Below are 25,293 nucleotides of genomic sequence, written 5' to 3'. Positions count from 1 at the left end.
GGATGACGACACAGCCAGCCGACGAAAAGCTCAAGCGCAGCGCCGAGCATGCACAGGAAGCTGCCGAGCAGACACAGGAAGCGGCCGAGCACACGCAGGCGGCGGCCCGAACGACCGCCAAGGCCAGCGTGCAGATGAAGGACAGCGCCGACCGGCGCACGGAACTCGCCGCCAACCGAACGGTTTTCGCGGCCGAGCGTACCTATGCCGCCTGGGTGCGGACAGGCCTGGCGTCGCTCGCCTCCGGCATCGGGGCGAAGAAGCTCCTGGAGGGGGTGGTGCCGGGCTGGATGACGGTGTCCACGGGCTCGATCCTGATCCTGTTCAGCGCCTTCTGCTTCGCGGCCGCCGTCTGGCGCCAGGTCTTCACCGGATCGCAGCCGCCGCAGCCCGACGTGCAGCGCCTTCCGCCCTTCCTGCTCATCGCCTTCAACGGCTTCCTGGCGCTCGTCTCGCTGGCGGCCCTGTTCAGCATCTGGTTCGGGCGAACGGGCGTGTGAGGGAAAGGCGGACTTCGGGACGCACGATGCGCCCGGGGGCTTCACTCCCGGAACGCTCCTTCGACCGGAGCCGACAGCTCCGCATCCGCCGCGCGGATTTCCGCGATGACCCTGGCAAAAGCCGGGCGCGCGCAAAGCCTTTCGTACCAAGCGGCCAGGGCCTCGTGTTCCCTCAGGGACGGACCGCCCAGGCGGCGGGTCCAGAAGACCGCCATGAACACGGCGATGTCGGCGGCCGAGAAGGCGCCGCAGAGATAGTCCTTGCCCCGGAGCGCGCGGTCGATCTCGGCGAAATGGCCGGCGAGAACCGGTTCGGCCTCCCGGGCCTTCGCTTCCTGTGCGTCCCAGCGCTGCATATTGTCGGGCTTCGGCTCGGTGCGGTGCATCAGGGAGCGCAGGGGGGCCAGCATGACCTCGTCGCCGAACACGTCGAAGAGCCGGCACCGGGCGCGGTCCTCCGGGGTCTTCGGGTGGAGGGCTGGCTCGGGATAGGCCTCGTCCAGGTATTCGAGGATCACGGTCGAATCGTAGACGGACAGGTCTCCGTCAACGAGGACCGGGACCTGTCCCTTGGGGTTGATGGCCAGCACGTCCGGGTTCCTGGGGCTGTAGCCTCCGGTCTGCGTGAACGGCACCAGGATCTGCTCGAAGGGCAGCCCCTTCTCGTGAAGGGCAATCTCGACCTTGCGGGAGAAGAGGCTGACGGGACCGGAATAGAGCTTCATCGGGGTGTCTTTCGGGCGATCATCGGCTGAAGGGGGCGGGCAGGCGGTCCTGCCAGGAGGCCACATTCAAGACCTCTACATCGGTTCGCGACAACCCGATATCGGCGAGTTCCCGATCATCCATCGCGTACAAAGCCCTGGCGTCCCTGCGTGCATCGAGCCAAGCTTCAACCCTGAGCAGAAGCTGCAGCAGCCCCTTCCTGCGTTCGCGGCGGGTGGCGCTAAGCCCAAGATTTCCTGCGGCATATCCGATCGCCATGGTGGGTCTCCTTCAACGGCGTTCCATTGAGGTGAATGTGCTCCCATGGTAGGTTGCAGGCAAACGAGAAGTTCTTGCTCTGTGCCCAAGGAAAACTTGGGCAGTTCCCGGATCCGCCATGTCCCGCAGACGCCTTCCCCCGCTCAATGCCCTACGCGCCTTCGAGGCCGCGGCGCGGCACCTGAATTTCGAGAAGGCGGGCGACGAGATCGCCGTCACGGCGAGCGCCGTGGGCCAGCAGGTGAAAGCCCTGGAGGCCTGGCTCGGGCGTCCTCTCTTCCTGCGCCAGCCGAGCCGCGGCGTGGCGTTGACGCCGCTCGGCGAGCATTATGCCGCCTCCCTGTCGGACATCCTCGACCGGCTCGACAACGCGACGGCCCAGGCCCTGCGCTCCGACCGGTCGAACGTGATCACGGTGAGCTCCATGCCGAGCTTCGCATCAGGCTGGCTGATTCCGCGATTGGGTTCTCTGAAGGAGCAGCATCCCGACCTGGAGGTGAGGGTCTCCGTCGATACGCGGCTGACGGACTTTGCCCGCGAGGATGTGGATGTGGCGATCCGCTTCGGCCGGGGAAACTATCCGGGGCTCCGCTCGGACCTGCTGATGGAGGAGTATTTCTTCGCCGTCTGCAGCGCGTCCCTGCTGGGCGATCCCGAGCGACCCCTGAATGAGCCGGCGGATCTGCGCCACCACACCCTGCTGCACGAGAGCGTCTACAGCATCCCCGACTATACCACCTGGGATCGCTGGCTCGCCGCCGTCGGCGTCACCGGCGTCGACACCTCCCGCGGCCCGCATTTTCCGCATACCTATCTCTGCCTCCAGGCCGCAGCCTCCGGGCAGGGCGTGGCGCTCGCGACCAATGTGCTGATCGGCGATTACCTGCAGGCCGGGCGCCTCGTTCAGCCGTTTCCGCAGCAGGTGAAGGGATCCTATCAGTATTACGTGGTCTGCCCGGAAGCCACCGCCGACCGGCCGGCCCTCGCGGCCTTTCGGGAGTGGCTGCTGGAGGAGGCGAGGGCGCATGTCGCCGAGGCGGGGCGGGGGTGACGCCCATCACGTCATGGCCGGCAAAATCAGGCCTTGAGCGCCCGGCGCACCTCGGCCTCTGCGGAGGCCGTAGCCTGCTTGCGGTTGCCGTTGAAGGGGATCGGCTCGCCCCAGGTGACCACCACGTCGAGCGGGACGCCCCGGATGAACATCTTGAGATGGGGGCCGAGGTCCATGTCGCCGTACCAGGCGATGAAAGGGCGCTCGCGCCGGGTCACCGGCAGGCCGTTTCGGCGGACGTAGGAGATGGCGAGCGGCTGGAGATAAACATGCTCGACGCTGTCGTGCATGAGGGCCGTCTGGGCCGCGCCCACGAGGGAGGAGCGGAAGGGCAGGAGGCGGTTGCCGTCGCCGGTGGTGCCTTCCGCGAACAGCACGATCGCCTCGCCCTTCACCAGCCGGTGGGCGAGGGCGTCGTTCACCTCCGCAGTGGCCTTGCGGCGCTCACGGTCGATGAAGACCGAGCGCTGAAGCCGCGCCAGCAGGCCCACCACCGGCCAGGTCTCGATCTCCGACTTGGCGATGAACGAGAGCGGATGGAGCGAGCCGATCACCGGAATGTCGAGCCAGGAGACATGGTTCGCCAGCACGATGGTGGGCATCCGGCCCGGCGGGGTTCCCCGCTCGATCACCCGCACGTTGAAGAGCCGCATCAGGATCCTGTGAAACCACACGGGCAGGACATGCAGCAACGCCGACCAACTGAGGCGGAGGGCCAGCATCTGCAGCGGCACGAGCACGAGGCTGCACAGGCCGAGCAGCAGAAGCCGTATGGCACCGCCGGGTGTCGTCACGCGTCGTCCTTGTCCAGCGGCACCGCATAGAGCTCGAGCCGGTGATAGACGACCTTGTAGCCGAGCCGCCTGGCGATCTCGTTCTGCAGCGCCTCGATCTCCTCGGAGCGGAACTCGATCACGTCGCCCGTCTCGAGATTGATGAGGTGGTCGTGGTGCTCCCGTGCCGCCTGCTCGTAGCGCGAGCGCCCGTCGCGGAAGTCGAGCCGGTCCAGGATGCCCTCGGTCTCGAACAATTTGACCGTGCGGTAGACCGTGGAGAGAGAGATCCGGTCGTCCACCGCGGCGGCGCGCCGGTGCAGCTCCACCACGTCGGGATGGTCCTCGGCGGAATCGAGAACCCGCGCGATGATCCGGCGCTGGCCCGTCATGCGCAGGCCCTTGTCGCGGCAGGCGCGTTCGATGGCATCCGACCGGCGTGGTTTGGCGGAGGTGCTGTTTCGTGTGACCAAGGCTTACTCGCTCCTTGGAGGACTTATAGGCGAGGGGAGCGGAGCGGGCTATAGGCTCAAAGCCATGGTGAGTGCCGCAGCCTTCGTCCCGTCGGCTTTTCGATAATAGCCTTCCCGCCGGCCGACGTCCTGGAAACCGGCGCGCCGGTAGAGGGCGATGGCGGGCGCGTTGCCCTCCTCGACTTCCAGATGCACTCTCGCGACGCCCCGCCGGGCGAGCGCGTCGAGATGATGGGCGAGGAGCGGGCGGGCATGGCCCTTGCCCCGGGCCTCCGGGGCGACAGCGACCGTGATGATCTCCGCCTCGTCGAGGACGATCCGCGACAGGACGAAGCCGACGGGTCTTGCCGTACGTCCAAGAAACAGCCCATCGGCCACGACGCCGCGCTCCCCCAGCAGGCGCTCGAAATCCAGCGGGCTCCAGGCCCGCGCGAAGGCCGAGGCATGGATGGCCGAGAGCCGGGCGGCGGCCTCGGTCCCGACGGCTTCGACGCGGGGGGCGGGCGGGTGGAGGAAGCGGTCGAGGATGCTCACGGCGAAACGTCTTACTGCCTGGCGATTCGGGCCCCGTCCTGCGGCTTGGCGTCGGGCTCGCGCAGGTAAAGCGGCTTCGGCAGCGCCTGGGTCGGATCGGCCAGGGCCCCGAGGCGGGCCACCCAGGCGATGTCGGGAAAGCCCGACACGTCACCGATATGGGCTTCGACCCCCTGGGCGCGCGCCTCCGCGGCCAGCATGGCCGAGGCGGAGCCGGAGACCAGGATCGGGCCGGAGCCGAGGAGCCGGATGGCCTCGCGATAGGTCATGAGGCCCGGCGGGATGATCGTGCGTCCGCCCGGCGCGATGGCCTGGATGTAGATATGGCCGTGCTTGGCGTCGATGGCGGCGGTGAAGAGCCCGCGCCGGTCGCCGACCATCATCGGGGCGAGGAAGGCCGACAGGGTCGCGACCCCGACGACCGGGATCCCGGCCGCCAGGCCGATGCCGCGGGCGGCGCTGATGCCGACCCTCAGGCCCGTATAGCTGCCCGGCCCGACCGTGACGGCGACCCGGTCCAGGCTCTCGAAGCCGCCCTCCACCTGGGCGGAGAGCCGGTCGAGGAGCGGCATCAGGGCTTCCGCGTGGCCGCGATCCATGGGGATGGATTCGGCGGCCAGCGGCACGGGCTCGCCGGCCTCGACGATGCAGGCCGAGCAGGCGCCGAGGGCCGTATCGATGGCAAGGACTCGCAACATTCGTCTCCGTCAGGTCTGCAAGATCCTTTAGAGCATGAAACGACCCGGAGAAACCCGGTTTCATGGTTCCTCCCGGGCAAGGGAGCGTTTCGGCTTGAACGTGTGGAAGGGCCGGTGCCATGATCCGCCCATGACAACCGGATCCCCTTCTTCTTCGCCAGACCTCAAGCCCTGGACCGTGCAAAGCTCGCGCGACGTGATTCGCGACCGCTGGCTCAAACTGCGGGCCGACGATTGCGTGACCGCCGACGGCACGGAGATCACGCCCTATTACGTGCTCGAATATCCCGATTGGGTTCACGTCGTAGCCATCGACGACGAGGACCAACTCATCCTGGTCGAGCAATATCGCCATGCCTTCGGGGGCATCACCCTCGAGGTGCCGGCCGGGGCGATCGACCGGGAGGACCCGTCCGTGACGGCAGCGGCGGCCCGCGAGCTCGAAGAGGAGACGGGCTATGTCGCGGAGCAATGGCGCTCCTTCGGCAAGCACTCGCCCAATCCCGCTACGCACACGAATTTCTGTCACACGGTGCTGGCGCTGGGCGCACGCCCGTCCGGCACGAGGCTGAACGACCCGACGGAGCAGATCAGGGTGGTGCGGGTGCCGGTCCGGGATGCCGCCCGGCTGGCGGCCGACGGCACCTTCACGAACGCGATGCAGATCGCCTCCCTGGCCATCGCGTTGGGCGCCATCGGCAAGTGGAACCCATGAGAGCGGAGGCCTCGAGCCTCACGCGATGGCGCAGAACTCCTCGAAGGCGAGGCGCGGCTGGCGCGGATGGAGCTTTTCGGCGATGCCGTAGCCGAGATTGACGAGAAAATTCGACTTGAACCGGCCGTCGGGGAAGAAGGCTTCGTCGACCCCGTGGCGGGAGAAGCCGCCCATGGGCCCGCAATCGAGCCCGAGCGCCCGGGCCGCCATGACGAGATAGGCGCCCTGGAGGCACGAGCCCTGGAAACCCGTCCGCTCGATGGCCTCCGGCTTGCCGGCGAACCAGCTGCGCGCATCGGGGCTGTTCGGCGCGAGGGTGGCGAGCTTCTCATAGAATTCGGTGTCGTAGGCCACGATCACGGTGGCGGGCGCGCTCATGGTCTGGCGCACATTACCCTCGTCGAGATGAGGCCTGAGCCTCTCCTTGGCCTCCCGCGACACCACGAAGACGAAGCGGCCGGGCGTGGAATTGGCGCTCGTCGGCCCCAGCTTGGCGAGGTCGGCGATCTCGCGCAGGGTCGCGTCCGGGATCGCGCGATCCTCCCACCAGCGATGGGTGCGGGCTTCGCGGAAGAGCTGGTCCAGGGCGATGTCGGACAGGGCGGGCAACGGACGGTCTCCAAAGAAAAAGCGCGGCTGAACAAAGCCGCGCTTTCCTAACGGAATTCTTAAGATCGGATCAAACGGCCTGCACCTCGCGCACGTCCGGCAGGAAGTGGCGCAGCAGGTTCTGGATGCCGTGACGCAGGGTGGCGGTCGAGGACGGGCAGCCCGAGCACGCGCCCTTCATGACGAGGTACACGGTGCCGTCCTTGAAGCCGCGGAACGTGATGTCGCCGCCGTCGCCCGCCACCGCCGGGCGGATGCGGGTCTCGAGCAGCTCCTTGATGGTCTCGACCGTAGCGGCGTCGGCATCGTCGAAGAACTCCTCGCCGTCCTCTTGGCTAGCGCCGTAGCCGTTGGCGAAGAGCGGCGCGCCGGTCATGAAATGCTCCATGATCGCGCCGAGAATGGCGGGCTTCAGGTGCTGCCACTCCCCGTCCGCCTTGGTCACGGTGACGAAATCGTAGCCGAAGAACACGCCCGTGACGCCCGGCACCGCGAAGAGCCGCTGGGCCAGGGGGGAGACTTCGCCGGCTTCGGGCGTCTTCGCTTCGAAGGTGCCTTCGGGCATGACCACGCGGCCGGGCAGGAATTTCAGGGTGGCGGGATTAGGAGTCGCTTCGGTCTGGATGAACATCGCTTCTGTCGTCCTCTGCGCCGGTTCAAGGCCGGCCGAGTGGGGGTGTTAGAATCGTTCTAACAGATTCCAGCCTCAATGTGGAATGGGATGAGGCCGATTCCAAGGGAAGAATACGGACGCAGACGTCTTCCCGGGGCTGCGCAGCAGAACACGGGATCGATGGACGAGCAAAGCGACTTATCCTGCGGGCGATCCCGGATCTTCGCCGACGCTCCGTCCGGGATGACGAACCGTTACCCCGCCAGCGCGTCGATTTCCTCGTCCGTCAGGCTGCCCGGCACGATGACGATGGGGACCGGGAAGGAGGCGGCGGCCTTGCCGGCCAGGGTGGAGACCAGGGGGCCCGGCCCGTCCTTGGCGCTGCCCGCTGCGAGGACCAAGAAGGAGATGTCCTCGTCCTCGTTGATGAGCTTGATGATCTCGTCGGCCCGGTTGCCGATCCGGATCACCTGTTCCGGCTCGACGCCTGCGGCGCTGCGGGCCTCGCGGGCGGCGGCGTCGAGCCGCTTCTGGGCCTCCTCGCTCGCTTCCTCGATCATGGCCTCGCCGACGCCGAGCCATTCGAAATTGTCGGGCGGGTCCACGACCGCCAGCATGATCATGCTCGCTCCCGTACGGGCCGTGCGCCGGGAGGCGAAATGCACCGCCCGGGCGCATTCCGGCGTCTGGTCGACCACCACCATGAATTTGGGCCGGTGGCCGGATTCGTAGGATCGGCGCTTGCCGCTCACAGCCTGCTCTCCTGCATCACGAAAGATGCTGCCCTGCCGCTACGACAAGAGCAAGCCCGGTCCCTGCGCGAATTCCAGGCATCAGCGCGCGCGCACGAAGCCCACGATGTCCTTGACCGCGTCCATGGTCACGGAGGCCAGGGCGCGGGCGCGGGCCGAGCCGTCGGCCAGCACCGCATCGATATGGCCGGGATCGGCCATGAGGCGGCGCATCTCGTCGGCGACGGGCGAGAGCTTCGTCACCGCCACGTCCACGAGGGCGGCTTTGAAGCCGGAAAACTGGGAGCCGCCGTGCTGGCGCAGCACCTCGTCGGGCGTGGTGTCCATGAGGGCCGCGTAGATCGCCACGAGGTTTTCCGCCTCGGGGCGGGCCTTCAGGCCTTCGACCTCGCTCGGCAGCGGCTCGGGATCGGTCTTCGCCTTGCGCACCTTCTGGGCGATGGTGTCGGCATCGTCCGTCAGGTTGATGCGAGAATAGTCGGACGGGTCCGATTTCGACATCTTCTTCGAGCCGTCGCGCAGGGACATGACCCGGGTGGCGGGCCCCTGGATCATGGGCTCGGTCAGGGGGAAGAACGCGTCGCCGAAGCCGTGCGCTGCAATCGATTCGGCCCAGTCGTTGTTGAATTTCTGGGCGATGTCGCGGGTCAGCTCCAGATGCTGCTTCTGGTCCTCGCCCACCGGCACATGGGTGGCGCGGTAGACCAGGATGTCGGCGGCCATCAGGCTCGGATAGGCATAGAGGCCGACCGAGGCATTCTCCCGGTCCTTGCCCGCCTTGTCCTTGAACTGGGTCATGCGGTTGAGCCAGCCGAGGCGGGCCACGCAGTTGAACACCCAGGCCAGTTCCGCGTGCTGGGGCACCTGGGACTGGTTGAAGACGATGTGCCGTTTAGGGTCGATGCCGGCGGCGAGGAACGCGGCCGTCACCTCGCGGATCTGGCGGGTCAGGTCGGCCGGGTTCTGCGGCACGGTGATCGCATGCATGTCCACGACGCAATAGATGCAGTCATAGGTCTCCTGCATGGCGACGAAGCGCTTGATGGCACCCAGATAATTCCCGAGGTGGAGATTGCCGGTGGGCTGAACGCCCGAGAACACCAGCTCCTTGAACTGCGCCATCGTCTTGAACTCCCACGGGGTGCACGCGCAAGGCCGAACCGCCGACCGCCCCAGATTGTCTAAAGTTCCGCATCGTTCCGCGACGGACCGGAACCCGGTCGCCGCGACGATGCTCCTTCGAGGCGCGCGTTATGACAGGGCCGCGCCACGATGCAAGGGTTCTCACGCTTTTTTCGTCAGCGCGGCCCAATCGTCGCGGGTGACGGCGCCCGTGGCCCAGGCGGCGAGCGCGTAAAGCGCGAGCCCGCCCAGGCAGAGGGTCGCCAGGGACGCGGCTCCCGCCTGCGGGAGAAGGGAGCCCGCGCCCACGAGACCCAGGCTCATGGCGAGGACCGCCAGGACGATCCGCATGGTCCGGGTGGCCAGGGCCCGATCCGGCGCCCAGAGACCAATTCGATTGAGGCCCAGGACAACGGCCGCCGCATGGCCGCCGCACCCGGCGCTCACGCCGAGCGCGATCCCTGTCGGGCCCAACGGCCAGGCGAGCAGCAGGGAGGCCGCGACGGTGAGGGCGAGGCCGAGCATCGCCGCCGCGAGAACCACCTTGAGGGAGCCGCGGGCGAAGAGGGTCTGGCTCAGCACCTTGGCGGCCGTCGCGAAGGGGAGGCCCGCGCTCAGGGCCATCAGGACGAGCGCCGTGCCCTCGGCGTCGGAGGATTGGAACGCGCCCCGCTCGAACAGCACGCTGCTCATGGGGCGGGCAAGGACGATCAGAGCCGCGCTGGCCGGCAGGGCAAGCAGCAGCGCCACCTCCAGGGCCCGGTTCTGCGCCGCCACGACGGCCCGGGTCTCTCCGGCGCGATGGCGGCGGGCGAGTTCCGGCAGGAGCAGGCCCGAGCCGAGCGCGGCCATCAGGCCGAGGGGCAGCTGCATGACACGCTCGGCATAGTAGAGCCAGGACACGCCGGAGGGCCAGAACGAGGCGATCTGGGTGGCGGCCAGGATGAAGATCTGCATGGCGCCGCTCGCGACGAGCACGGGAAAGCCCGCGAGCAGGAGATTCCTCAGGAGCGGGGACCAGCGCGGTTTCCGGAAGCGGATCAGCGGGGTCTCGCCCCTCCCCAGGGCCATGGCCACGAGGGCGAGCTGGATCAGGCCGGCGAGGCTCGACGCCAGGGCCAGCCACGCGGCTTTTTCGGCAAGCGGCAGGGACAGGCCGGCTTCCATCCCGATCAGCACAAGGATCAGACCGCCATTGACCGCGAGCGGCGCGAGGGCGGTCGCGGCGAAGCGCCCGCGCATGTTCAGGAGCGCGGCCCCGATGGAGGCGAGCGTCACGGACAGGACGATGGGGAAGGAGAGGCGCGTATAGAGCGCGACCAGCGCCAGGGTTTCGCCGTCGTCGTGCAGGCCCGGCGCGAGCACGAAGGCAAGCAGCCCGGCGCCGATTTCCACGAGGGCCGTGAGGCCGAGCAGGGCCAGTCCGAACACGCTCAGCACGTCGCCGGCCGTCGCCGCCGCGTCTTCGGGCTCCAGGGCGCTCAGGGCCGGGATCAGGGCAGGATTGAGCCCGCCCTCGCCGACGATCCGGCGCACCAGATTGGGCAGGCGGAAGGCGGCCAGGAACGCATCCGCCACCGGGCCTGCGCCCAGCGCCTGCGCGAACAGCATGTCCCGGGCGAAGCCGAGGACGCGCGAGGCCATCGAGCCGAGGCCGACCAGAAGCGAGGAACGGATGAGCGACATGCCCTTGCGGCTTAGCCGGTCTCGCGGAAAATGTCTAAGAACCGGTCTTCAGGGCCGGAGGGCCGTCAAGCCTCTCCGGCCTTCTTGATCTCGTGCCGCAGCAGCAGGGGCGTCTGCGCCAGGGCGAAGGCGATGGTGAGCGGCATGATGCCGAAGACCTTGAAGCTGACCCAGAAATCCGTGGTCTGCGTGCGCCAGACGATCTCGTTCAGGGCCGCGAGGGCGAAGAAGAACAGGGCCCAGCGCAGGGTCAGCTTGCGCCAGCCCTCCTCGTCGAGTTCGAACATGCTGTCGAGCACGATCTGGAGCAGGGGCTTGCGGAAATAGAGGCCGCCGAGCAGCACGATCCCGAACATCGTGTTCACGATGGTGGGCTTGAGCTTGATGAAGGTCTCGTCCTGCAGGAACAGGGTCAGCCCGCCGAAGACCACCACGACGATGCCCGACACCAGGGGCATGATCGGCAGCTTGCGGGTCAGCGCGTAGCTGATCCCCAGGGCGATCACCGTCGCCACGATGAAGATCCCGGTGGCGGCGAAGATGCGGTGGTTCTCCGCGAAGCCGAATCGGTCCCCATAGGCATTGCCGAGGAAGAACAGGGCGAGCGGCCCGAGTTCGAGGGCGAGCTTGAGGAGGGGAGGGAGGCGCTTTTCGTCTGTCATGAGGTTGCTTCTAACCCGGCGATGGCCTTTGCGAAATCCCGTGCGGTGAATGGCTCCAGGTCCTCGACGCCTTCGCCGACGCCAATGAAATGAACTGGCAGGCCGAATTTGGCAGCCAATGCCACAAGAATGCCACCTCGCGCCGTGCCGTCGAGCTTGGTCATGACGAGGCCCGTGACTCCGGCTGCCTTCTGGAACAGCTCGACCTGGCTGATGGCGTTCTGGCCCACCGTCGCGTCGAGGACGAGGAGGGTGGCGTGCGGGGCGCTCGGGTCGAATTTCTTCACCACGCGCACGATCTTTTCGAGTTCGGCCATGAGACCGGCCTTGTTCTGCAGGCGGCCGGCCGTGTCGATGAGGAGCACGTCCGTGCCGTTGGCCTTCGCCTCCTGCAGGGCGTCATAGGCAAGACCTGCCGCATCGGCGCCTTGGTCGCGGGCCAGCACCGGCGCGCCGACCCGTTCGCCCCAGACCTTCAGCTGCTCGATGGCGGCGGCCCGGAACGTGTCGCCGGCCGCCAGCATCACCGTCAGGCCCTGCTGGCGGAACTTCTGGGAGAGCTTGCCGATAGTCGTGGTCTTCCCCGCCCCGTTCACGCCGACCATGAGGATGACGAAAGGCTTCTTGGACCGGTCGATGGAGAGCGCCTGGGCGACGGGCTGGAGCGCCTTCTCGACCTCGCCCGCGAGAATGGTCTTCACCTCCTGGGGCGAGATTTCCTTGTTGTAGCGGCCCGACGCGATCGCCTCGGTGATCTTCATGGCCGTGGGCACGCCGAGATCGGCCTGGACCAAGGCGTCCTCCAGTTCCTCCAGGGTGGCGTCGTCGAGCTTTCTCTTGGTGAAAAGCCCGGTCACGCTCTCCGACAGGGAGGACGAGGTGCGGCGCATCCCGTCCGTCAGGCGCTGCCACCAGCCGCGGGAAGCGGCGGGCTTCGATTCGGGAACGGGAAGGACCTCGGCGGGGGCAGGTTCGAAGGCGGGCAAATCGGCCGCCGCGATGTCGGCGCGCAGCTCGGGGCCCGTCTCGGTGACGATGCGCGGAAGCGGCTCCTGCGGGCTGGTACCCTCGGGGTCCAGCCCCTCCACGGGCTGGAGATTGGCGCCTGCCAGCTCCGGCGGCACCTTGTCCTCCGCCGGCGTATCCGGGGAGGCGGTGGTCACGCTCGGAGGGGCGGCCGTGAGATCGTCCGCGGCCGCTGCGGGCGGAGAAGGCATCGCCTCCGGCTCGCCGCCGGCCTGCGGGGTTTCCGGCGCCGGCGCGACGGGGGCTTCTTCAGCCTTGCGCCCGAACAGACGGGAGAAAAATCCGGGCTTGTCGGGCTTCGTTTCGGCCATGAGTGTCGCTTTGCCTTATGAACGCTGTGCTTGATTTAACGCAGTTGCCTCGATAGCGGAGGCATCATGAATGCGGAAGAGATAGTCAACCGTTTGCTGTATCGCGATGCCTTGATGCTCGTGATCGACAAGCCCGCCGGCCTGCCGGTGCATCCCGGCCCCAAGGGCGGCGAGACCCTGTTTCATCACTTGGACACCCTCCGCTTCGGTTTGCCGCGCCGCCCGGAAGCCGCGCACCGCCTCGACAAGGACACGTCCGGCTGCCTCGTGCTCGGCCGCCACCCCAAGGCCATCGCCCGCCTCAACGAGCTTTTCCGCAAGGGCGAAGTCGACAAAGTGTACTGGGCCGTGGTCGAGAGCGGGCCGCACGAGGACGAGGGCGAGATCGATCTGCCGCTTGCGCCGAAATCGCCGGATCGCGGCTGGTGGATGAAGGTGGACCCGAAGGGACAGCCTTCGCTGACGAAATGGCGGGTGCTGGGGCGAGGCGAGGCCCTGTCCCTCCTCGAACTTCGCCCCATCACCGGCCGCACCCATCAGCTGCGGGTCCATTGCGCGGCGATGAATTTCCCGATTCTCGGCGATCCGATCTACGGCACCGCCCCGCGTTTTCACGGGCCAGGCCTTCACCTGCATGCCCGCAGTGTGAGCGTGCCGCTCTACCCGAAGAAGCCGCCGATCACGGTCGAGGCGCCGGTGCCGGAGCATATGCGGGAGCGGGTGGGGATCTGTGGCGGCGCAGATTAAGCCGCCAGCAGGTCCTTGCCGTCGTGCCCGGCGATGATTGTGGGCACGATGGTGCCCGGCGTCACTTCGCCGGCGAAACGCACAAGGGTGAAGCCCTCCGTGCGGCCGAGCCGGTTGGTCTCGACCAGTACGTTGCGCCGCGCCCCGACTTCCCCGGCGAGGTGCTTCAGCAAGGCCGCCTCGCCCTTCTCGCGCAGGCGCCGCGCCCGGTCCTTCACCGCGTCGCGCGCCACTTGCGGCATGCGGGCGGCGGGCGTGCCGGGACGGGGCGAGAAAGGGAAGACGTGGAGATGGGTCAGGCCGCATTCCTCGACGATGTCGAGGGAGCGGGCGAACATCTCCTCGGTCTCGGTCGGGAAACCCGCGATGATGTCGGCGCCGAAGACCATGTCGGGACGCAGGCGCTTCACCTGCTCGCAGAACGCGATGGCATCGGCGCGCAGGTGGCGGCGCTTCATGCGCTTCAGGATCATGTCGTCGCCCGCCTGCAGCGAGAGATGCAGATGCGGCATCAGGCGGGACTCGGTGGCGATCACGTCGAGAAGGTCGTCGTCCGCTTCCACGGAATCGATGGACGAGATGCGCAGCCTCTCCAGGTCCGGCACATGGCGCAGAAGGCCCTTCACCAGGGTGCCGAGCTTCGGCTCGCCGGGCAGGTCCTTGCCGTAGCTGGTGATGTCGACGCCGGTCAGCACAACCTCGCGGGAGCCATGCTCCACAAGGGTTCGCACCTGTTCCACCACCGCGCCCATGGGCACCGAGCGGGAATTGCCGCGTCCGTAGGGAATGATGCAGAAGGTGCAGCGATGGTCGCAACCGTTCTGCACCTGCACGAAGGCACGGGTGCGCCCGCGCATCCCGTCGATGAGGTGCACGGCCGTTTCCTTCACGGCCATGATGTCGTCGACGAGAACCTTCTCGGAGGCACCCACGCCGAAATCGCGCAGGCCCGCCCAGGTCTCGGCCTTCATCTTCTCATGGTTGCCGACGACCTGGGACACTTCCGGCATGGCCGCGAAGGTCTCGGGCTCCACCTGCGCGGCGCAGCCCGTCACGACGATGCGGGCATTCGGCTTCTCGCGGGCGAGCTTGCGGATCGACTGGCGTGCCTGGCGGGTCGCCTCTCCGGTGACAGCGCAGGTGTTGACGATGATGATCTCGCCGAGCCCCGCTTCCTCCGCGTGGCGCTGCATGGCCTCCGACTCGTAGGTGTTGAGCCGGCAGCCGAAGGTGACGACTTCGACCGCCATCAGGCCACCTCGGCGAACAGGGCGGGCGAGAAGGTGCCCTCGTGTTCCAGCTCGGTCGGGCCGGTCATGAGCACATGGCCGTCGCTCTCGCGCCATTCGATGACGAGGTCGCCTCCGGGGAGCGTCACCACGGCCTTGCGGCCGGTAAGCCCCTTGCGGGCGGCCGCCACGAGGGCCGCGCAGGCGGCCGAGCCGCAGGCGCGGGTGGCGCCGGCGCCGCGTTCCCACACGCGCAGGATGATGTGGTCGGGGCCGGTGACCTGAGCGAAGGAGATGTTGGCCCGCTCCGGAAAGACCGGATCGTGCTCGAAGGCCGGACCGATGGCCGCGAGGTCATAGGCCTCAGCGTCCTCGACCCAGAAGATGGCATGCGGATTGCCCATGCTGACGGCCGAGGGGCCCTGCAGCTCCGGGGCTTCCGGGAGCCGGGTCTCGACGGCGATCGTGCGGGTGTCCGGATAGGGATCGCGCAGGGGAATCTCGTTCCAGGCGAGGCGCGGCGGGCCCATGTCGACGGTGAAGACCCTGTCCGAGACGCGCTCCACCGGCAGCAATCCCGCCTTGGTCTCGAGCACAAGGTCGCCCTCGACCGGGCGGCTCATGACCGGATCCGTCGTCATCGCCCAGGCGACGCAGCGGGTGCCGTTGCCGCAGGCGCCGGATTCCGAGCCGTCCGTGTTGTAGATGCGCAGATAGGCGTCGGTGCCCGGGGTGACGGGGTCGTGCAGCACCATGAGCTGATCGAAGCGCGAGCGCGGATCGGCCGCGATGGCGCGCGCTTCCGCCGCGCTCACCCGATGGGCGGAGCCGCGCAGGTCGAGCACGGTGATCTCGTTGCCGAGACCGTTCATTTTCAGGAAACGGCTGTTCGAAAGGGCGTTCATGGGGGTGTGTATGACCGAAAATCCCGAAAATCGCGAGGGGGATCGCGTCCGGCTGCGGCAATATCGTCAGGACCGGGAAACCGAGAATGACGGCCTGCTGCAATCCGTCCTCCACAGGATCCCGCCGACGGCCTCGCGGCTGCAGCAAATCCCCCCTATGGTGCTGCCCGATATCCCATTTTGATTCGCGGGTGAGGCGTTTTTCCCATGCGGCTGCGCTCTTCAGGTCTTCTTCTCGTTCTCGCCCTCGGCTCGGGCGTCGCCTTCGCCCAGACGCCTCCGGCGACCGGACAAGCCCCGGCTCCGGCTCCTTCGGCGGCTCCCGCAGCTCCGGCTGTGCCTCCGGCAACGTCTCAGTCCGCGCCGCAGGCTCAGAGCACCCCGAGCCCCGCTCCGGCCGAACCCCAGACGCCCGCGGCCCCTCAGGCGCCCGCGACCGCGCAACCGGCCCCCACGACTCCTGCGCCGGCCGCTCCCGCCACCCCGGCACCGGCCCAGCAGGCCGGCCGCACGACCCTGTTTCCGAATCCGAGCGACCCGACCGGCGTGGAGGAGGGTGTCCTGGTTTCAAAGCCGACCGTGATGATCTCGGGCACCAGCACCTGGGACGAAGCCTTCGCCAACCTCAAGAACGCCTTCGCCAAGATCGATGGCGAACTGAAGAAGGCCGGGATCACCCCGGCGGGACGGCCGCTGACGATCTTCGTCGATACGGACGACAACGGTTTCAAATACGAAGCGATGGTCCCCATCGCCCAGGTCCCCGAAGGCAAGACCGAGCTGACCCCCGAGATCAAGTTCGGCAAGACCCCGGAGGGGAAGTCCTTCCGCTTCGTGCACAAGGACGCCTATGACGAGATCGACGGCACCTACGAGACGATCACGGCCTATCTCGACCTCAAGGAGATCGTCGCCAAGGATGCCTTCATCGAGGAATACGTGAGCGACTTCACCGATTCGCAGGACACCGATTTCGAGGTGAATATCTACGTTCAGCCGAAGCAATGATCGCTCTCTTCGACCTCGACGGCACCCTGACGGACCCGAAGGCGGGCATCACCCGCTCGGTCCAGTACGCGCTCGAACGGCTGGGCCGTCCCGTGCCGGACGCGGACGAGCTGACCTGGATGATCGGCCCGCCGCTGGTCGCGGGTTTCACGGAGCTTTTGGGCGGAGCCGACGAGGTGCCGGACGCCGTGCGCTTCTATCGCGAACGGTACGGTGATGTCGGGCTGTACGAGAACGAGGTCTATGCCGGCATCCCGGCCCTGCTCCAGGACCTTCGGGAGAAGGATGTCCGCCTCTTTGTCGCGACGTCGAAGCTTCGTGTGTTCGCGCGGCGGATCCTCGATCATTTCGACCTGTCCCGGTTCTTCAGCGAGATCTACGGCTCGGAACCCGATAACCGGAATGCCGACAAGCGCGAGCTGATCCGGTACATCCTCGATGAGGAGCGTTTCGATCCTGCGCGCGCCGTCATGATCGGCGACCGGAAGCATGACGTCATCGGCGCCAGGGCCAACGGCGTCGCGGCCATCGGGATCACATGGGGTTACGGATCCCGGCAGGAGCTGTCGGAGGCCGGTGCGGCCTGCCTCGTGGACGATCCTCGGGCGCTGGAAGGGCCGCTTCTCACTCTGACGGCATCCACGCCTCCCCGGGCCGCAGAGGCCTGAACAGGCCCTCCGGAATCTCGGCCGCCAGGAGGGCTGCGGCCAGTTCCTGTGGCGGCTCGTCGACGCCTTCGTTGGTGAGCCGGAACGTGCCCCAATGGTGGCCGAGCGCCTGCTCGGCCTCGATGATCCGCAGCACCTTCACGGCATCCTCCGGGTTCATGTGCTGCGGCTCCATGAACCAGCGCGGCTCATAGGCCCCTATCGGCAGGTGCGCGAGGCGCGGCCTGCCGAAGCGCTCGCGGACGGCGTGAAAAATCTTGCCGTCGCCGAAGCCGGTATCGCCAATATGGTAGATCGTACCGGCCGGCGTGGTGAGCACATAGGCGCACCAGAGCGCCATGCGCCGGTCGTTGATGCCCCGCGCCGACCAGTGATAGGCGGGCTCGATATGGGCCGTGACGCCGTGGCCGAGATCGACGCCGCCGCCCCAGTCCCGTGTCTCGACCGGGATCTCGGGGTGCTCGGCCTGGATCACCGCGTCGTTGCCGAGGGGCGCGATGAATTTCGGGCGATGCTGCTGCCACAGACGGCCGAGGGTTCCGGTGTCGAGATGGTCGTAATGGTTGTGGGTGATCAGCACCGCATGGATCGGCGGCAGGTCCCGATAGGCGATGCCCGGCGGGTTGACCCGCTTGGGGCCGGCGAAGGAAACCGGGCTCGCTCTCTCTGAAAACACCGGGTCGATCAGGATGTTGAGCCCCGCCACCTGGACCAGGAACGACGCGTGGCCGATCAGCGCCGTGCGCAGGCCCTGGACCTCGGCCGGGGGCTTGTCCTGGAACGGGCTCGGAAAACTCTCCGGCCAGCCTTTTCGCCCGCCCCCGAGTTGCCAGCGGGCCAGCTCCAGGAATCCCTTGTCCTGCGGCTGGTCGGCCAGGAAGAACCGCACCCCGTCGAAATGGTCGGTGACCGGCCCCTGATAGTACCGGTTCGTTGCGCGGGCCGCCTTCATCCAGCCCAGGGCGCTGGCCGCGGCGATGATAGGAAGGCCTAGCGCTTTCATAAGGGTACGGCGGTCCATCGCACAACTTCCAGGTTGTAGAAAAAATTTCTACAACCTCTTTTAATTTTTCGGCCCGTCCCCATCTGAACCTTCGCCATATAGGGAGGCGTCTCATGTCAGGTTCTATTCGTGTCCGTATTCGGGAGCGAGATTTGTATATTCCTGCTCTGCGGGCAGCGGAAGCTGAGGGTGGATTTATTGCGACATCTAAGTTGATAGATGTCTTGACTAACGAGTTTGAACCAGAAGGAGAAGATGCCACAATTTTAGATGGGCGCAATGACAGCCGCTTCTCCCAAATTGTGCGGAATCTTGTTTCTCACCGTGAGAGCTCTACAAGCATCTTTTTCAAAGGCCTTGCAGAGTACACTGGTGATGGAATTAAAATTACACAACGTGGGCGGCAGTTTCTGAGTCAAGTTCCAGAATAGCGCCGCTTATATCCCGGCTCGAGCCACTTTAATTCTGTTTTAGGTGGCGCGAGTTTGTCCCAAACAAACCATGCATATGCCGTGGTGCCAGTTCCTTTTTGGACGGCACCACGAGGGTAGAATGTAATCCTCTCGCTGAATACCCAAACTCTACTAGGAGGGTTTCGGGAGAATATGGTCTTCTGGCGATTAGCACCTTCCAGAAAAGCTAATCGAAGCAATAGCGCAAACTTTTTGCGAGAATGCTCGATACCACTTCGAACAAATTTTTCAGCGCTGTTGTAAGGCGGGTTAGTAATGACATTATCAAAAACCCGGTCAGTCGTAGCAAAATCATGACCGACTTCGCCATAACCTCTATCGTAGAGGTCAGAGCTGAAAACACGATTGCCCGTTTTCTGTAAGACTTTAGACATAGCGCCGTCACCACAAGCGCATTCCCAAATATCTCCATCGAATTTCTCATTGTCGATGAGAGCGTAAGTTGCCCAGGCAGGTGTTGGAAAGAAGTCAGGACCATCAAGGTCAGCGAAGCGCTTGATGGTTGGCTTAAAGCCGCCGTTTAAATTGTATGTCGCATCCATACCAAACATGTAATAGAATCATATAGTTAGTAAAGGATTAAATGTTGAGGCATTTTAGCCCAGTCCTGTTACTCTGATGTGATTCGAAGCCAAGCTATTGGAAAGTAAGGCAGTCTAGCCCTTTCCTTGACTCCGCTGCCTTTTTCCCTTAAGCGCTGACCGCAAATCTGTAGAGCGAGCCCTTATGAGCCGCCGACCAGCCCGAGAGGCTGGAGGTCAACGTCCGACAGCGCGATGCGCCCTCGGGCGCGTTTCTCTTTGGGGTTTCTCTCGCACGGCCCTCATCCTGAGGAGCAGCCGAAGGCTGCGTCTCGAAGGAGGGTTCAGCGGGCGCCGGAGGCGCCTCGTCCTTCGAGACGGACCTGACGGTCCTCCCGGGGATGAGGCTGTGAGGGGGCATATGAAGGAAGGTGGAAGCGATGTCGGACGACACATTGCGCATCGAGGACGCGGTCAACGAGACCTGCCCGTGGTCGGGAAAGCCGATCGCGGCGGATTCGCTCACCCGCTATCGCGGCGAGGTCGTCGGCTTCTGCAATCCGGGCTGCCGCGACAAGTTCGAGGCGGCCATCCGCCACTTTGAAAAGGCCATCGCGGATCGCGATGTACCACTCATCGCAAAAGGAATTGAGTGATCATGTTCGAAGGCCTTTCCGACAAGCTTTCCAATATCCTCAACGCGCTGACGCGCCGTGGCGCGCTCACCGAGGAGGACGTCAACGCGGCCCTGCGCGAGGTCCGCCGCGCCCTGCTCGAGGCCGACGTGGCGCTCGAGGTCGTCCGCTCCTTCACGGACAAGGTGCGCGCCCGCGCGGTCGGCGCGGAGGTGGTCAAGTCGGTTTCGCCCGGCCAGCAGGTGGTCAAGATCGTCCACGACCAGCTGGTGGAGATGCTGGGCGCGGACGCTGAGGTGATCAGCCTCAACGCGGTTCCGCCCGTCGGCATCCTCATGGTCGGCCTCCAGGGTTCCGGTAAGACGACCACTACGGCCAAGATCGCCCGGCGCCTGAAGGACCGCGAGAACCGCCGCGTGCTCATGGCGTCCCTCGACACCCGCCGCCCGGCGGCACAAGAACAGCTCGCGGTGCTCGGCAAGCAGGTCGGCGTCGACACGCTGCCCATCGTGGCCGGCCAGTCGGCCGTGCAGATCGCCCGCCGCGCCATGGAGGCCGCCCGCCTCGGCGGCTACGACGTGGTGATGCTCGACACCGCCGGCCGCGTGACCGTGGACGAGGCCCTCATGGTGGAGGCGGCGGACGTGCGCGCCGCCACCAACCCGCACGAGGTGCTCCTCGTGGCCGATGCGCTCACCGGCCAGGACGCGGTCAACACCGCGCGCGCCTTCGACGAGCGTCTCGGCGTCACCGGCATCGTGCTGACCCGCATGGACGGCGATGCCCGCGGCGGTGCGGCGTTGTCCATGCGCGCCGTCACCGGCAAGCCGATCAAGCTCATCGGTACGGGCGAGAAGGTCGATGCGCTGGAGGAGTTCCACCCGAGCCGCGTCGCCAACCGCATCCTCGGCATGGGCGACATCGTCTCGCTGGTCGAGAAGGCTGCCGAAAATTTCGACCAGGCGCAGGCCCAGCGCATGGCCGAGAAGATGCGCAAGGGCAAGTTCGACCTGGAAGACCTGCGCGATCAACTCGCCCAGATGGAGAAGATCGGCGGCCTCTCCGGCATGATGGGCATGCTGCCGGGCGTCGCCAAGATGAAGTCGCAGCTCGAGAACGCCAATCTCGACGACCGAATCATCAAGCGCCAGCGCGCCATCATCGATTCCATGACCCCGGCCGAACGCCGCAACCCCGGCATCCTCAAGGCCTCGCGCAAGAAGCGCATCGCGGCCGGTGCGGGCGCCAAGATCGAGGAGATCAACAAGCTCTTGAAGATGCACCGCCAGATGGCCGATGTCATGAAGATGATGGGCGGCGGCAAGGGCAAGGGCATGGCCGGCGCGCTCGGCAAGATGTTCGGCATCGGCGGCGGCGGCGGAGGTATGGGTGGCATGCCCCAGCCGACGCCGGAGCAGATCGAGGCGCTGCAGAAGCAGATGGGCGGCAAGCTGCCCGACTTCCCCGGCGGCGCGGGCGGCCTTCCGCCCATGCCCAAGGGTGTGCCCGGCCTGCCGGGTCTCGGCGCCGGCAAGATCCCGGGGCTTCCCGGCATCGGCGGTTTCCCGTTCGGGAAGAAGAAATAGGTTTCGTTGTCCCCGCTACGGTGGGGACGGCATGAAGGCAAGTTTGATCACAGGACACCAAAAGGAGTATCCCATGTCCCTGAAGATCCGTCTCACCCGTGGTGGTGCGAAGAAGCGTCCCTACTACCGCATCGTCGTGGCCGATTCGCGCTCCCCGCGCGATGGCCGCTTCATCGAGAAGGTCGGTACCTACGACCCGATGAAGCCGAAGGATGATGCCGGCCGCGTCGTTCTCGAAACCGAGAAGATCCAGGCTTGGCTCGCCAAGGGCGCCCAGCCGACCGACCGCGTCCTGCGCTTCCTCGATGCCGCCGGCCTCCTGAAGCGTCCGGCCCGCAACAACCCGCAGAAGGCCGTTCCGGGCAAGAAGGCCCAGGAGCGCGCCGCCGAGAAGGCCGCTGCGGCCGAGGCTGCCGGCGGCGAGGCCGCTTAAGTCCTATGAAGAAGGAGCGTTTCCAACAGCGCTCCACCTCACCCCTCCCCCTTGTGGGGAGGGGCAGGGGTGGGGGTGCTGGCGCCAAGAAATCAGAAGGTGGCGCTCACATCCCCACCTCCATCTCCTCCCCACAAGGGGGAGGAGGGCTTTCTCTGTCACAGCGAAACGACCTCGTCCTCGTGGGCGAGTTCGGCCGCGCCCATGGCCTCAAGGGCGAAGTGCGGCTGAAATCCCATACGGGCGATCCGCAGGCGATCGCCGGTTACAAGCCGCTGATCGCATCCAACGGCAAAACCTATTCCCTCAAGAATGTGCGGCCCGCTCCCGGCGCCGCGCCCGATCTGCTCGTTGCCATCGTCGACGGCGTGACGACGCGCGAGGCCTCCGAAGCGCTCAACCGCGTGCAGCTCTATGTGGAGCGCGACAAGCTTCCGCCGCCCGGCGAGGAAGACGAATTCCTGCTCGCGGACCTGATCGGCCTCGCCGTGTCCAACGAGGCGGGCGAGATCATCGGCACCGTGATCGATGTGCCCAATTACGGCGGCGGCGATCTTCTCGAAATCGCGCCCGCGCAAAAAGGCCCGACGGCGCTGCTGCCGTTCACCAAGGCGTTCGTGCCGACGATCGATCTGACCGGCAAGCGCATCGTGGCCAATCCGCCTGACGACCTGTTCGAGCCGGCGAAATCCGCACCCGAATCCGAGGACGAGGCGTGAGCTTTTCCGCCACCATTCTCACTCTTTATCCCGATATGTTCCCAGGTCCGCTCGGCATGTCACTGTCGGGCGACGCGCTCGCGCGGGGCGTGTGGTCGCTCGCGGCGAAGAACATCCGCGACCATGGCCTCGGCCGTCACCGCACGGTGGACGACACGCCGGCGGGCGGCGGTCCCGGCATGGTGATCCGCTGCGACGTGCTGGCTTCCGCCATCGACGCCCATGTTCCGGCCGAGGATCCGCGCCCCAAGCTGCTCATGAGTCCGCGCGGCAAGCCGCTGACCCAAGGCTATGTGCGCGAGCTCGCGGCCGGTCCCGGCGTGGTCATCGTCTGCGGCCGCTTCGAGGGCGTGGACGAGCGGGTGATCGAGGGGCGCGGCCTGCAGGAAATCTCCATCGGCGATTACGTGCTCTCCGGCGGCGAGATGGCCGCGATGATCGTGCTCGATGCCTGCGTGCGGCTGTTGCCCGGCGTCATGGGCAAGGAGGCTTCCGGCACCGAGGAGAGCTTCGAGGCGAACCGTCTCGAATATCCGCACTATACGCGGCCGCGCGAATGGGAGGGCCGGCCTATTCCCGACGTGCTGCTCTCCGGCAATCATGCCATGATCGAGCGCTGGCGCCGCGAGGAATCGGAGCGCATCACGCGGGAACGTCGCCCGGACCTGCTGGAGTAAACAATCGAGCCGGGAGTCGCCCATGCCGACACAGAACATCTACGACGATCCCGATTTCTTCGAGAATTACAGCCGTTTGGAGCGGTCCCAAGAGGGGCTGTCCGGCGCGGCGGAATGGCCCTCGCTGCGTGCGCTTCTTCCGGATCTCGGCGGTCGCCGGGTCGTCGATCTCGGGTGCGGCTATGGCTGGTTCTGCCGCTGGGCCCGTGACCATGGCGCGGAGCGGGTGCTCGGCCTCGATGTCTCGGAACGCATGCTGGCCCGGGCGGCCGTCCTGACGTCCGATCCCGGGATCGTCTATCGCCGGGCCGATCTCGAATGGCTCGATCTCGGGACCGAAACGTTCGATTTCGCCTACAGCTCGCTCGCCCTGCACTACATCGAGAATCTGCCGGGTCTCCTGACCGAGCTGTATCGTGCGCTGTCGCCCGGTTCGACATTCGTTTTCTCCGTCGAACATCCGATCGTGACGGCGCCGATCCCGGCAGGCTGGTCCGTCGGCCCGGACGGCCGCAAGACATGGCCGGTCGACCGCTATCACGAGGAAGGCCCGCGCCGCACGAATTGGCTCGCCGAGGGCGTGATCAAGCAGCACCGCACCCTCGGGACCTATGTGAACCTCCTCATCCGCCTCGGCTTCACGATTGTCCACGTGGAGGAATGGGCGCCGACGCCTGCGCAGATCGCCGCGCGACCCGACTGGGCGGACGAACGCGAGCGCCCCATGTTCCTTCTCATGGCAGCTCAGCGTTAGACGAGCGTGTGATGAGCTGCACAGGAGAGACGTCGATGGTGCAGGGGTTCGAGCATGTGGGCATGACCAGCAGCAATCTCGACAGAACCATCGGGTTCTATTGCGGCCTGCTGGGGCTGAAGGAGATCCTGGTCAAGCGCACGGGCGAGGGCGGGCGCATCGCGTTTCTCGAGACCGGCGGCGTCATGCTCGAAATCGTCGAGCCGGCCGCATCGATCCAGGTGCCGGCCCGCGAGGTGCCCGTCACCGAGGCCGGCATCCGCCACATCACCTTCCGGGTCGACGACGTCGAGGCGATCTATGAAAAGCTTCGTTCCGCCGGCGTGGAATTCACCGTGCCGCCGCGCAAGGCGGCGAATGCCGAACTGATCCGCAAGGTGGCATTCTGCAAGGATCCGGACGGCATCGTGGTCGAGTTCCTGGAGCGGCTGTGATCGTCACGCGGGCAGGCTTCTTGCCGCGAGCCTTGCCCCGAACGTCTTCAGGTATTTCATGCCCGTGTCGCACATGACCGTGACGATCGTGGCGTCCGGTCCCAATTGTTCGGCGAGACGCAAGGCCGCGATCACATTGGCGCCGGTCGACGTGCCGGCGAACAGGCCCTCCTCGCGGGCGAGCCGGAATGCCATCGCGGTGGCCTCCTCGGTCGAAACCCGCTCGATGGCGTCGGCGACGTCTTCCTGCCAGAGCGGCACCACATAGCCTGCGCCGATGCCGTCGATCTTGTGCGCGCCCGAAGGGCCGCCCGACAGGACGGGCGATTCCGCCGGCTCGACGGCGACGATCCGGATCGCCTCGCGGTGGCGCCGCAGCCCCTCGGCGATGCCGCGCAGGGAGGCGGCCGTTCCGACGCTCTGCACGAAGCCGTCGATCCGGCCCTCCGTCTGCCGCCAGATCTCGTCGGCCATCCGGTGATAGGCGGCGATCTGGTCGCGGTTCCTCATCTGGTCGGTCCAGAACGAGCCCTTCGCCCCGGCGATGAGGCGGGCCTCCTCGATCATGTCCTTCGTCAGCTTCTCGGTCATGCGCCCGCTCTCGCTCGGCACGATGTGCAGCGCCGCGCCGAGAAGCTCCATGTGGTCGCGCTTCTCCTGCGCGAAGGCATCCGAGGTTACGATATCGAGCGGATACCCCTTCACGGCGCAGACCAGCGACAGGGACACGCCGGTGCTGCCGCCGGTATATTCGACCACCGCGCCTCCCGGCCCGAGGCGCCCGTCCGCCTCCGCGGCCTCGATCATGGCGAGCGCCATCCGGTCCTTCATGCTGCCGGTCGGGTTCTCGTCCTCCAGCTTCAGCAGGATGCGGGCGCCGCCGGCCGGGCGGATGTTGCGCAGGGCGATGAGGGAGGTGTTGCCGATATGGTCGAGGATGGTGGGGGAATGATCTGTCATGGGCTCTTGTCCGGGAACCTCCGCCTTGTAGG

33 protein-coding genes are annotated in these 25,293 nt (G+C 66.4%); 15 read left to right on the top strand and 18 right to left on the bottom strand.

The annotated features are described in order from the left end of the window. Positions 1-2: 2 nt before the first annotated feature. On the top strand, positions 3-500 hold the full coding sequence (locus H0S73_RS03340) for a YidH family protein (RefSeq protein WP_181050824.1): 498 nt from the start codon (positions 3-5) through the stop codon (positions 498-500). 41 nt (positions 501-541) lie between these two features. Here H0S73_RS03340 and H0S73_RS03335 read toward each other — a convergent pair whose 3' ends face one another. Both H0S73_RS03335 and H0S73_RS03330 read right to left on the bottom strand, forming a co-directional pair. Continuing rightward, complete coding sequence (locus H0S73_RS03335) at positions 542-1,225, bottom strand: glutathione S-transferase family protein (RefSeq protein ID WP_181050823.1); 684 nt, start codon at positions 1,223-1,225, stop codon at positions 542-544. A 19-nt stretch (positions 1,226-1,244) separates the two neighbouring features. Further along, positions 1,245-1,484: a DUF1127 domain-containing protein gene (locus H0S73_RS03330; protein ID WP_181050822.1), complete on the bottom strand. Its 240-nt coding sequence runs from the start codon at positions 1,482-1,484 to the stop codon at positions 1,245-1,247. A gap of 118 nt (positions 1,485-1,602) precedes the next feature. Here H0S73_RS03330 and H0S73_RS03325 point away from each other — a divergent pair, with 118 nt between their 5' ends. After that, on the top strand, positions 1,603-2,535 hold the full coding sequence (locus H0S73_RS03325; RefSeq protein ID WP_181050821.1) for a transcriptional regulator GcvA: 933 nt from the start codon (positions 1,603-1,605) through the stop codon (positions 2,533-2,535). Positions 2,536-2,561: 26 nt separating this feature from the next. On the opposite strand, the gene olsA is transcribed toward H0S73_RS03325, so the two are convergent. From olsA to tsaB, 4 genes are read right to left on the bottom strand one after another with little or no spacing between them, the layout of a single operon-like run. Further along, complete coding sequence (olsA, locus tag H0S73_RS03320; protein ID WP_181050820.1) at positions 2,562-3,329, bottom strand: lyso-ornithine lipid O-acyltransferase; 768 nt, start codon at positions 3,327-3,329, stop codon at positions 2,562-2,564. Next, on the bottom strand, positions 3,326-3,781 hold the full coding sequence (locus H0S73_RS03315; protein ID WP_202049770.1) for a Fur family transcriptional regulator: 456 nt from the start codon (positions 3,779-3,781) through the stop codon (positions 3,326-3,328). The genes olsA and H0S73_RS03315 overlap by 4 nt, the downstream gene beginning before the upstream one ends. 48 nt (positions 3,782-3,829) lie before the next feature. Continuing rightward, entirely contained in the window at positions 3,830-4,315 is a 486-nt protein-coding gene (gene rimI / locus H0S73_RS25660; RefSeq protein WP_181050819.1) for a ribosomal protein S18-alanine N-acetyltransferase, read from the bottom strand. 11 nt (positions 4,316-4,326) lie between these two features. After that, positions 4,327-5,010, bottom strand: coding sequence for a tRNA (adenosine(37)-N6)-threonylcarbamoyltransferase complex dimerization subunit type 1 TsaB (gene tsaB / locus H0S73_RS03305; RefSeq protein ID WP_181054222.1), 684 nt, complete (start codon positions 5,008-5,010; stop codon positions 4,327-4,329). A gap of 133 nt (positions 5,011-5,143) precedes the next feature. Here tsaB and H0S73_RS03300 point away from each other — a divergent pair, with 133 nt between their 5' ends. After that, complete coding sequence (locus H0S73_RS03300; protein WP_181050818.1) at positions 5,144-5,728, top strand: NUDIX hydrolase; 585 nt, start codon at positions 5,144-5,146, stop codon at positions 5,726-5,728. Positions 5,729-5,746: 18 nt separating this feature from the next. On the opposite strand, the gene H0S73_RS03295 is transcribed toward H0S73_RS03300, so the two are convergent. The 7 genes from H0S73_RS03295 to ftsY all read right to left on the bottom strand — a co-directional run bounded on the left by H0S73_RS03295 (position 5,747) and on the right by ftsY (position 12,509). Next, complete coding sequence (locus tag H0S73_RS03295) at positions 5,747-6,337, bottom strand: malonic semialdehyde reductase (RefSeq protein ID WP_181050817.1); 591 nt, start codon at positions 6,335-6,337, stop codon at positions 5,747-5,749. 70 nt (positions 6,338-6,407) lie between these two features. Further along, positions 6,408-6,968, bottom strand: a complete 561-nt coding sequence (locus H0S73_RS03290) for a NifU family protein (RefSeq protein ID WP_181050816.1) — start codon at positions 6,966-6,968, stop codon at positions 6,408-6,410. 236 nt (positions 6,969-7,204) lie between these two features. Further along, positions 7,205-7,702 carry a universal stress protein gene (locus tag H0S73_RS03285; RefSeq protein WP_181050815.1) on the bottom strand — a complete coding sequence of 166 codons (498 nt, stop codon included), beginning with the start codon at positions 7,700-7,702 and terminating at the stop codon, positions 7,205-7,207. An 81-nt stretch (positions 7,703-7,783) separates the two neighbouring features. Further along, entirely contained in the window at positions 7,784-8,824 is a 1,041-nt protein-coding gene (gene trpS, locus H0S73_RS03280) for a tryptophan--tRNA ligase (protein ID WP_181050814.1), read from the bottom strand. A 162-nt stretch (positions 8,825-8,986) separates the two neighbouring features. Beyond that, entirely contained in the window at positions 8,987-10,510 is a 1,524-nt protein-coding gene (gene murJ, locus H0S73_RS03275; protein WP_181050813.1) for a murein biosynthesis integral membrane protein MurJ, read from the bottom strand. A gap of 65 nt (positions 10,511-10,575) precedes the next feature. After that, on the bottom strand, positions 10,576-11,172 hold the full coding sequence (locus H0S73_RS03270) for a septation protein A (RefSeq protein WP_181050812.1): 597 nt from the start codon (positions 11,170-11,172) through the stop codon (positions 10,576-10,578). Next, complete coding sequence (gene ftsY, locus H0S73_RS03265) at positions 11,169-12,509, bottom strand: signal recognition particle-docking protein FtsY (protein WP_181050811.1); 1,341 nt, start codon at positions 12,507-12,509, stop codon at positions 11,169-11,171. The genes H0S73_RS03270 and ftsY overlap by 4 nt, the downstream gene beginning before the upstream one ends. 66 nt (positions 12,510-12,575) lie before the next feature. Between ftsY and H0S73_RS03260 the strand changes: the two genes are divergently transcribed. After that, positions 12,576-13,256, top strand: a complete 681-nt coding sequence (locus H0S73_RS03260) for an RluA family pseudouridine synthase (protein ID WP_181050810.1) — start codon at positions 12,576-12,578, stop codon at positions 13,254-13,256. Here H0S73_RS03260 and mtaB read toward each other — a convergent pair. Both mtaB and dapF read right to left on the bottom strand, forming a co-directional pair. Continuing rightward, positions 13,253-14,506 (bottom strand): tRNA (N(6)-L-threonylcarbamoyladenosine(37)-C(2))-methylthiotransferase MtaB, encoded by a 1,254-nt coding sequence (mtaB, locus tag H0S73_RS03255; RefSeq protein WP_181050809.1) that lies wholly within the window; start codon positions 14,504-14,506, stop codon positions 13,253-13,255. The genes H0S73_RS03260 and mtaB overlap by 4 nt on opposite strands. Then, a complete protein-coding gene (gene dapF, locus H0S73_RS03250; RefSeq protein ID WP_181050808.1) occupies positions 14,506-15,390 on the bottom strand; it encodes a diaminopimelate epimerase in 885 nt (294 codons plus the stop codon). Before dapF ends, mtaB begins: the two co-directional genes overlap by 1 nt. A gap of 10 nt (positions 15,391-15,400) precedes the next feature. On the opposite strand from dapF, the gene H0S73_RS03245 reads away from it, so the two are divergent. The 3 genes from H0S73_RS03245 to H0S73_RS03235 are packed head-to-tail and all read left to right on the top strand — an operon-like array spanning position 15,401 to position 17,066. After that, positions 15,401-15,574: a hypothetical protein gene (locus H0S73_RS03245; protein WP_181050807.1), complete on the top strand. Its 174-nt coding sequence runs from the start codon at positions 15,401-15,403 to the stop codon at positions 15,572-15,574. Positions 15,575-15,597: 23 nt separating this feature from the next. Continuing rightward, positions 15,598-16,398 (top strand): GyrI-like domain-containing protein, encoded by an 801-nt coding sequence (locus H0S73_RS03240; protein WP_181050806.1) that lies wholly within the window; start codon positions 15,598-15,600, stop codon positions 16,396-16,398. Beyond that, positions 16,395-17,066: an HAD family hydrolase gene (locus H0S73_RS03235; protein ID WP_181050805.1), complete on the top strand. Its 672-nt coding sequence runs from the start codon at positions 16,395-16,397 to the stop codon at positions 17,064-17,066. Before H0S73_RS03240 ends, H0S73_RS03235 begins: the two co-directional genes overlap by 4 nt. Here the strand turns inward: H0S73_RS03235 and H0S73_RS03230 are convergent. Then, on the bottom strand, positions 17,023-18,087 hold the full coding sequence (locus H0S73_RS03230) for an MBL fold metallo-hydrolase (RefSeq protein ID WP_181050804.1): 1,065 nt from the start codon (positions 18,085-18,087) through the stop codon (positions 17,023-17,025). The genes H0S73_RS03235 and H0S73_RS03230 overlap by 44 nt on opposite strands. Positions 18,088-18,182: 95 nt before the next feature. On the opposite strand from H0S73_RS03230, the gene H0S73_RS03225 reads away from it, so the two are divergent. Further along, positions 18,183-18,500 (top strand): hypothetical protein, encoded by a 318-nt coding sequence (locus tag H0S73_RS03225; RefSeq protein ID WP_181050803.1) that lies wholly within the window; start codon positions 18,183-18,185, stop codon positions 18,498-18,500. On the opposite strand, the gene H0S73_RS03220 is transcribed toward H0S73_RS03225, so the two are convergent. Beyond that, the gene (locus tag H0S73_RS03220; RefSeq protein ID WP_246388709.1) at positions 18,485-19,093 is read right to left on the bottom strand and encodes a hypothetical protein; all 609 of its coding nucleotides are present in this window, start codon (positions 19,091-19,093) and stop codon (positions 18,485-18,487) included. The two genes, H0S73_RS03225 and H0S73_RS03220, sit on opposite strands and share 16 nt — an antisense overlap. A gap of 410 nt (positions 19,094-19,503) precedes the next feature. On the opposite strand from H0S73_RS03220, the gene H0S73_RS03215 reads away from it, so the two are divergent. The 7 genes from H0S73_RS03215 to H0S73_RS03185 all read left to right on the top strand — a co-directional run bounded on the left by H0S73_RS03215 (position 19,504) and on the right by H0S73_RS03185 (position 24,301). Beyond that, positions 19,504-19,719: an eL24 family ribosomal protein gene (locus tag H0S73_RS03215; protein ID WP_170316042.1), complete on the top strand. Its 216-nt coding sequence runs from the start codon at positions 19,504-19,506 to the stop codon at positions 19,717-19,719. A 2-nt stretch (positions 19,720-19,721) separates the two neighbouring features. Further along, a complete protein-coding gene (gene ffh, locus H0S73_RS03210) occupies positions 19,722-21,284 on the top strand; it encodes a signal recognition particle protein (RefSeq protein ID WP_181050802.1) in 1,563 nt (520 codons plus the stop codon). Positions 21,285-21,357: 73 nt separating this feature from the next. Next, positions 21,358-21,717, top strand: coding sequence for a 30S ribosomal protein S16 (rpsP, locus tag H0S73_RS03205; protein WP_009490740.1), 360 nt, complete (start codon positions 21,358-21,360; stop codon positions 21,715-21,717). A 53-nt stretch (positions 21,718-21,770) separates the two neighbouring features. After that, positions 21,771-22,436, top strand: a complete 666-nt coding sequence (rimM, locus tag H0S73_RS03200; RefSeq protein ID WP_425488211.1) for a ribosome maturation factor RimM — start codon at positions 21,771-21,773, stop codon at positions 22,434-22,436. After that, positions 22,433-23,113 (top strand): tRNA (guanosine(37)-N1)-methyltransferase TrmD, encoded by a 681-nt coding sequence (trmD, locus tag H0S73_RS03195; RefSeq protein WP_181050800.1) that lies wholly within the window; start codon positions 22,433-22,435, stop codon positions 23,111-23,113. Before rimM ends, trmD begins: the two co-directional genes overlap by 4 nt. Positions 23,114-23,135: 22 nt before the next feature. After that, positions 23,136-23,867 (top strand): class I SAM-dependent methyltransferase, encoded by a 732-nt coding sequence (locus H0S73_RS03190; protein ID WP_181050799.1) that lies wholly within the window; start codon positions 23,136-23,138, stop codon positions 23,865-23,867. 35 nt (positions 23,868-23,902) lie between these two features. After that, positions 23,903-24,301: a VOC family protein gene (locus H0S73_RS03185; RefSeq protein WP_181054220.1), complete on the top strand. Its 399-nt coding sequence runs from the start codon at positions 23,903-23,905 to the stop codon at positions 24,299-24,301. A 3-nt stretch (positions 24,302-24,304) separates the two neighbouring features. Here H0S73_RS03185 and H0S73_RS03180 read toward each other — a convergent pair whose 3' ends face one another. Beyond that, positions 24,305-25,261: a PLP-dependent cysteine synthase family protein gene (locus H0S73_RS03180; RefSeq protein WP_181050798.1), complete on the bottom strand. Its 957-nt coding sequence runs from the start codon at positions 25,259-25,261 to the stop codon at positions 24,305-24,307. Positions 25,262-25,293 lie beyond the last annotated feature (32 nt).

The sequence above is a fragment of the Microvirga mediterraneensis genome (assembly GCF_013520865.1).
Lineage (GTDB): Bacteria > Pseudomonadota > Alphaproteobacteria > Rhizobiales > Beijerinckiaceae > Microvirga > Microvirga mediterraneensis.
This window is presented reverse-complemented; position numbering and strand designations above follow the sequence as displayed.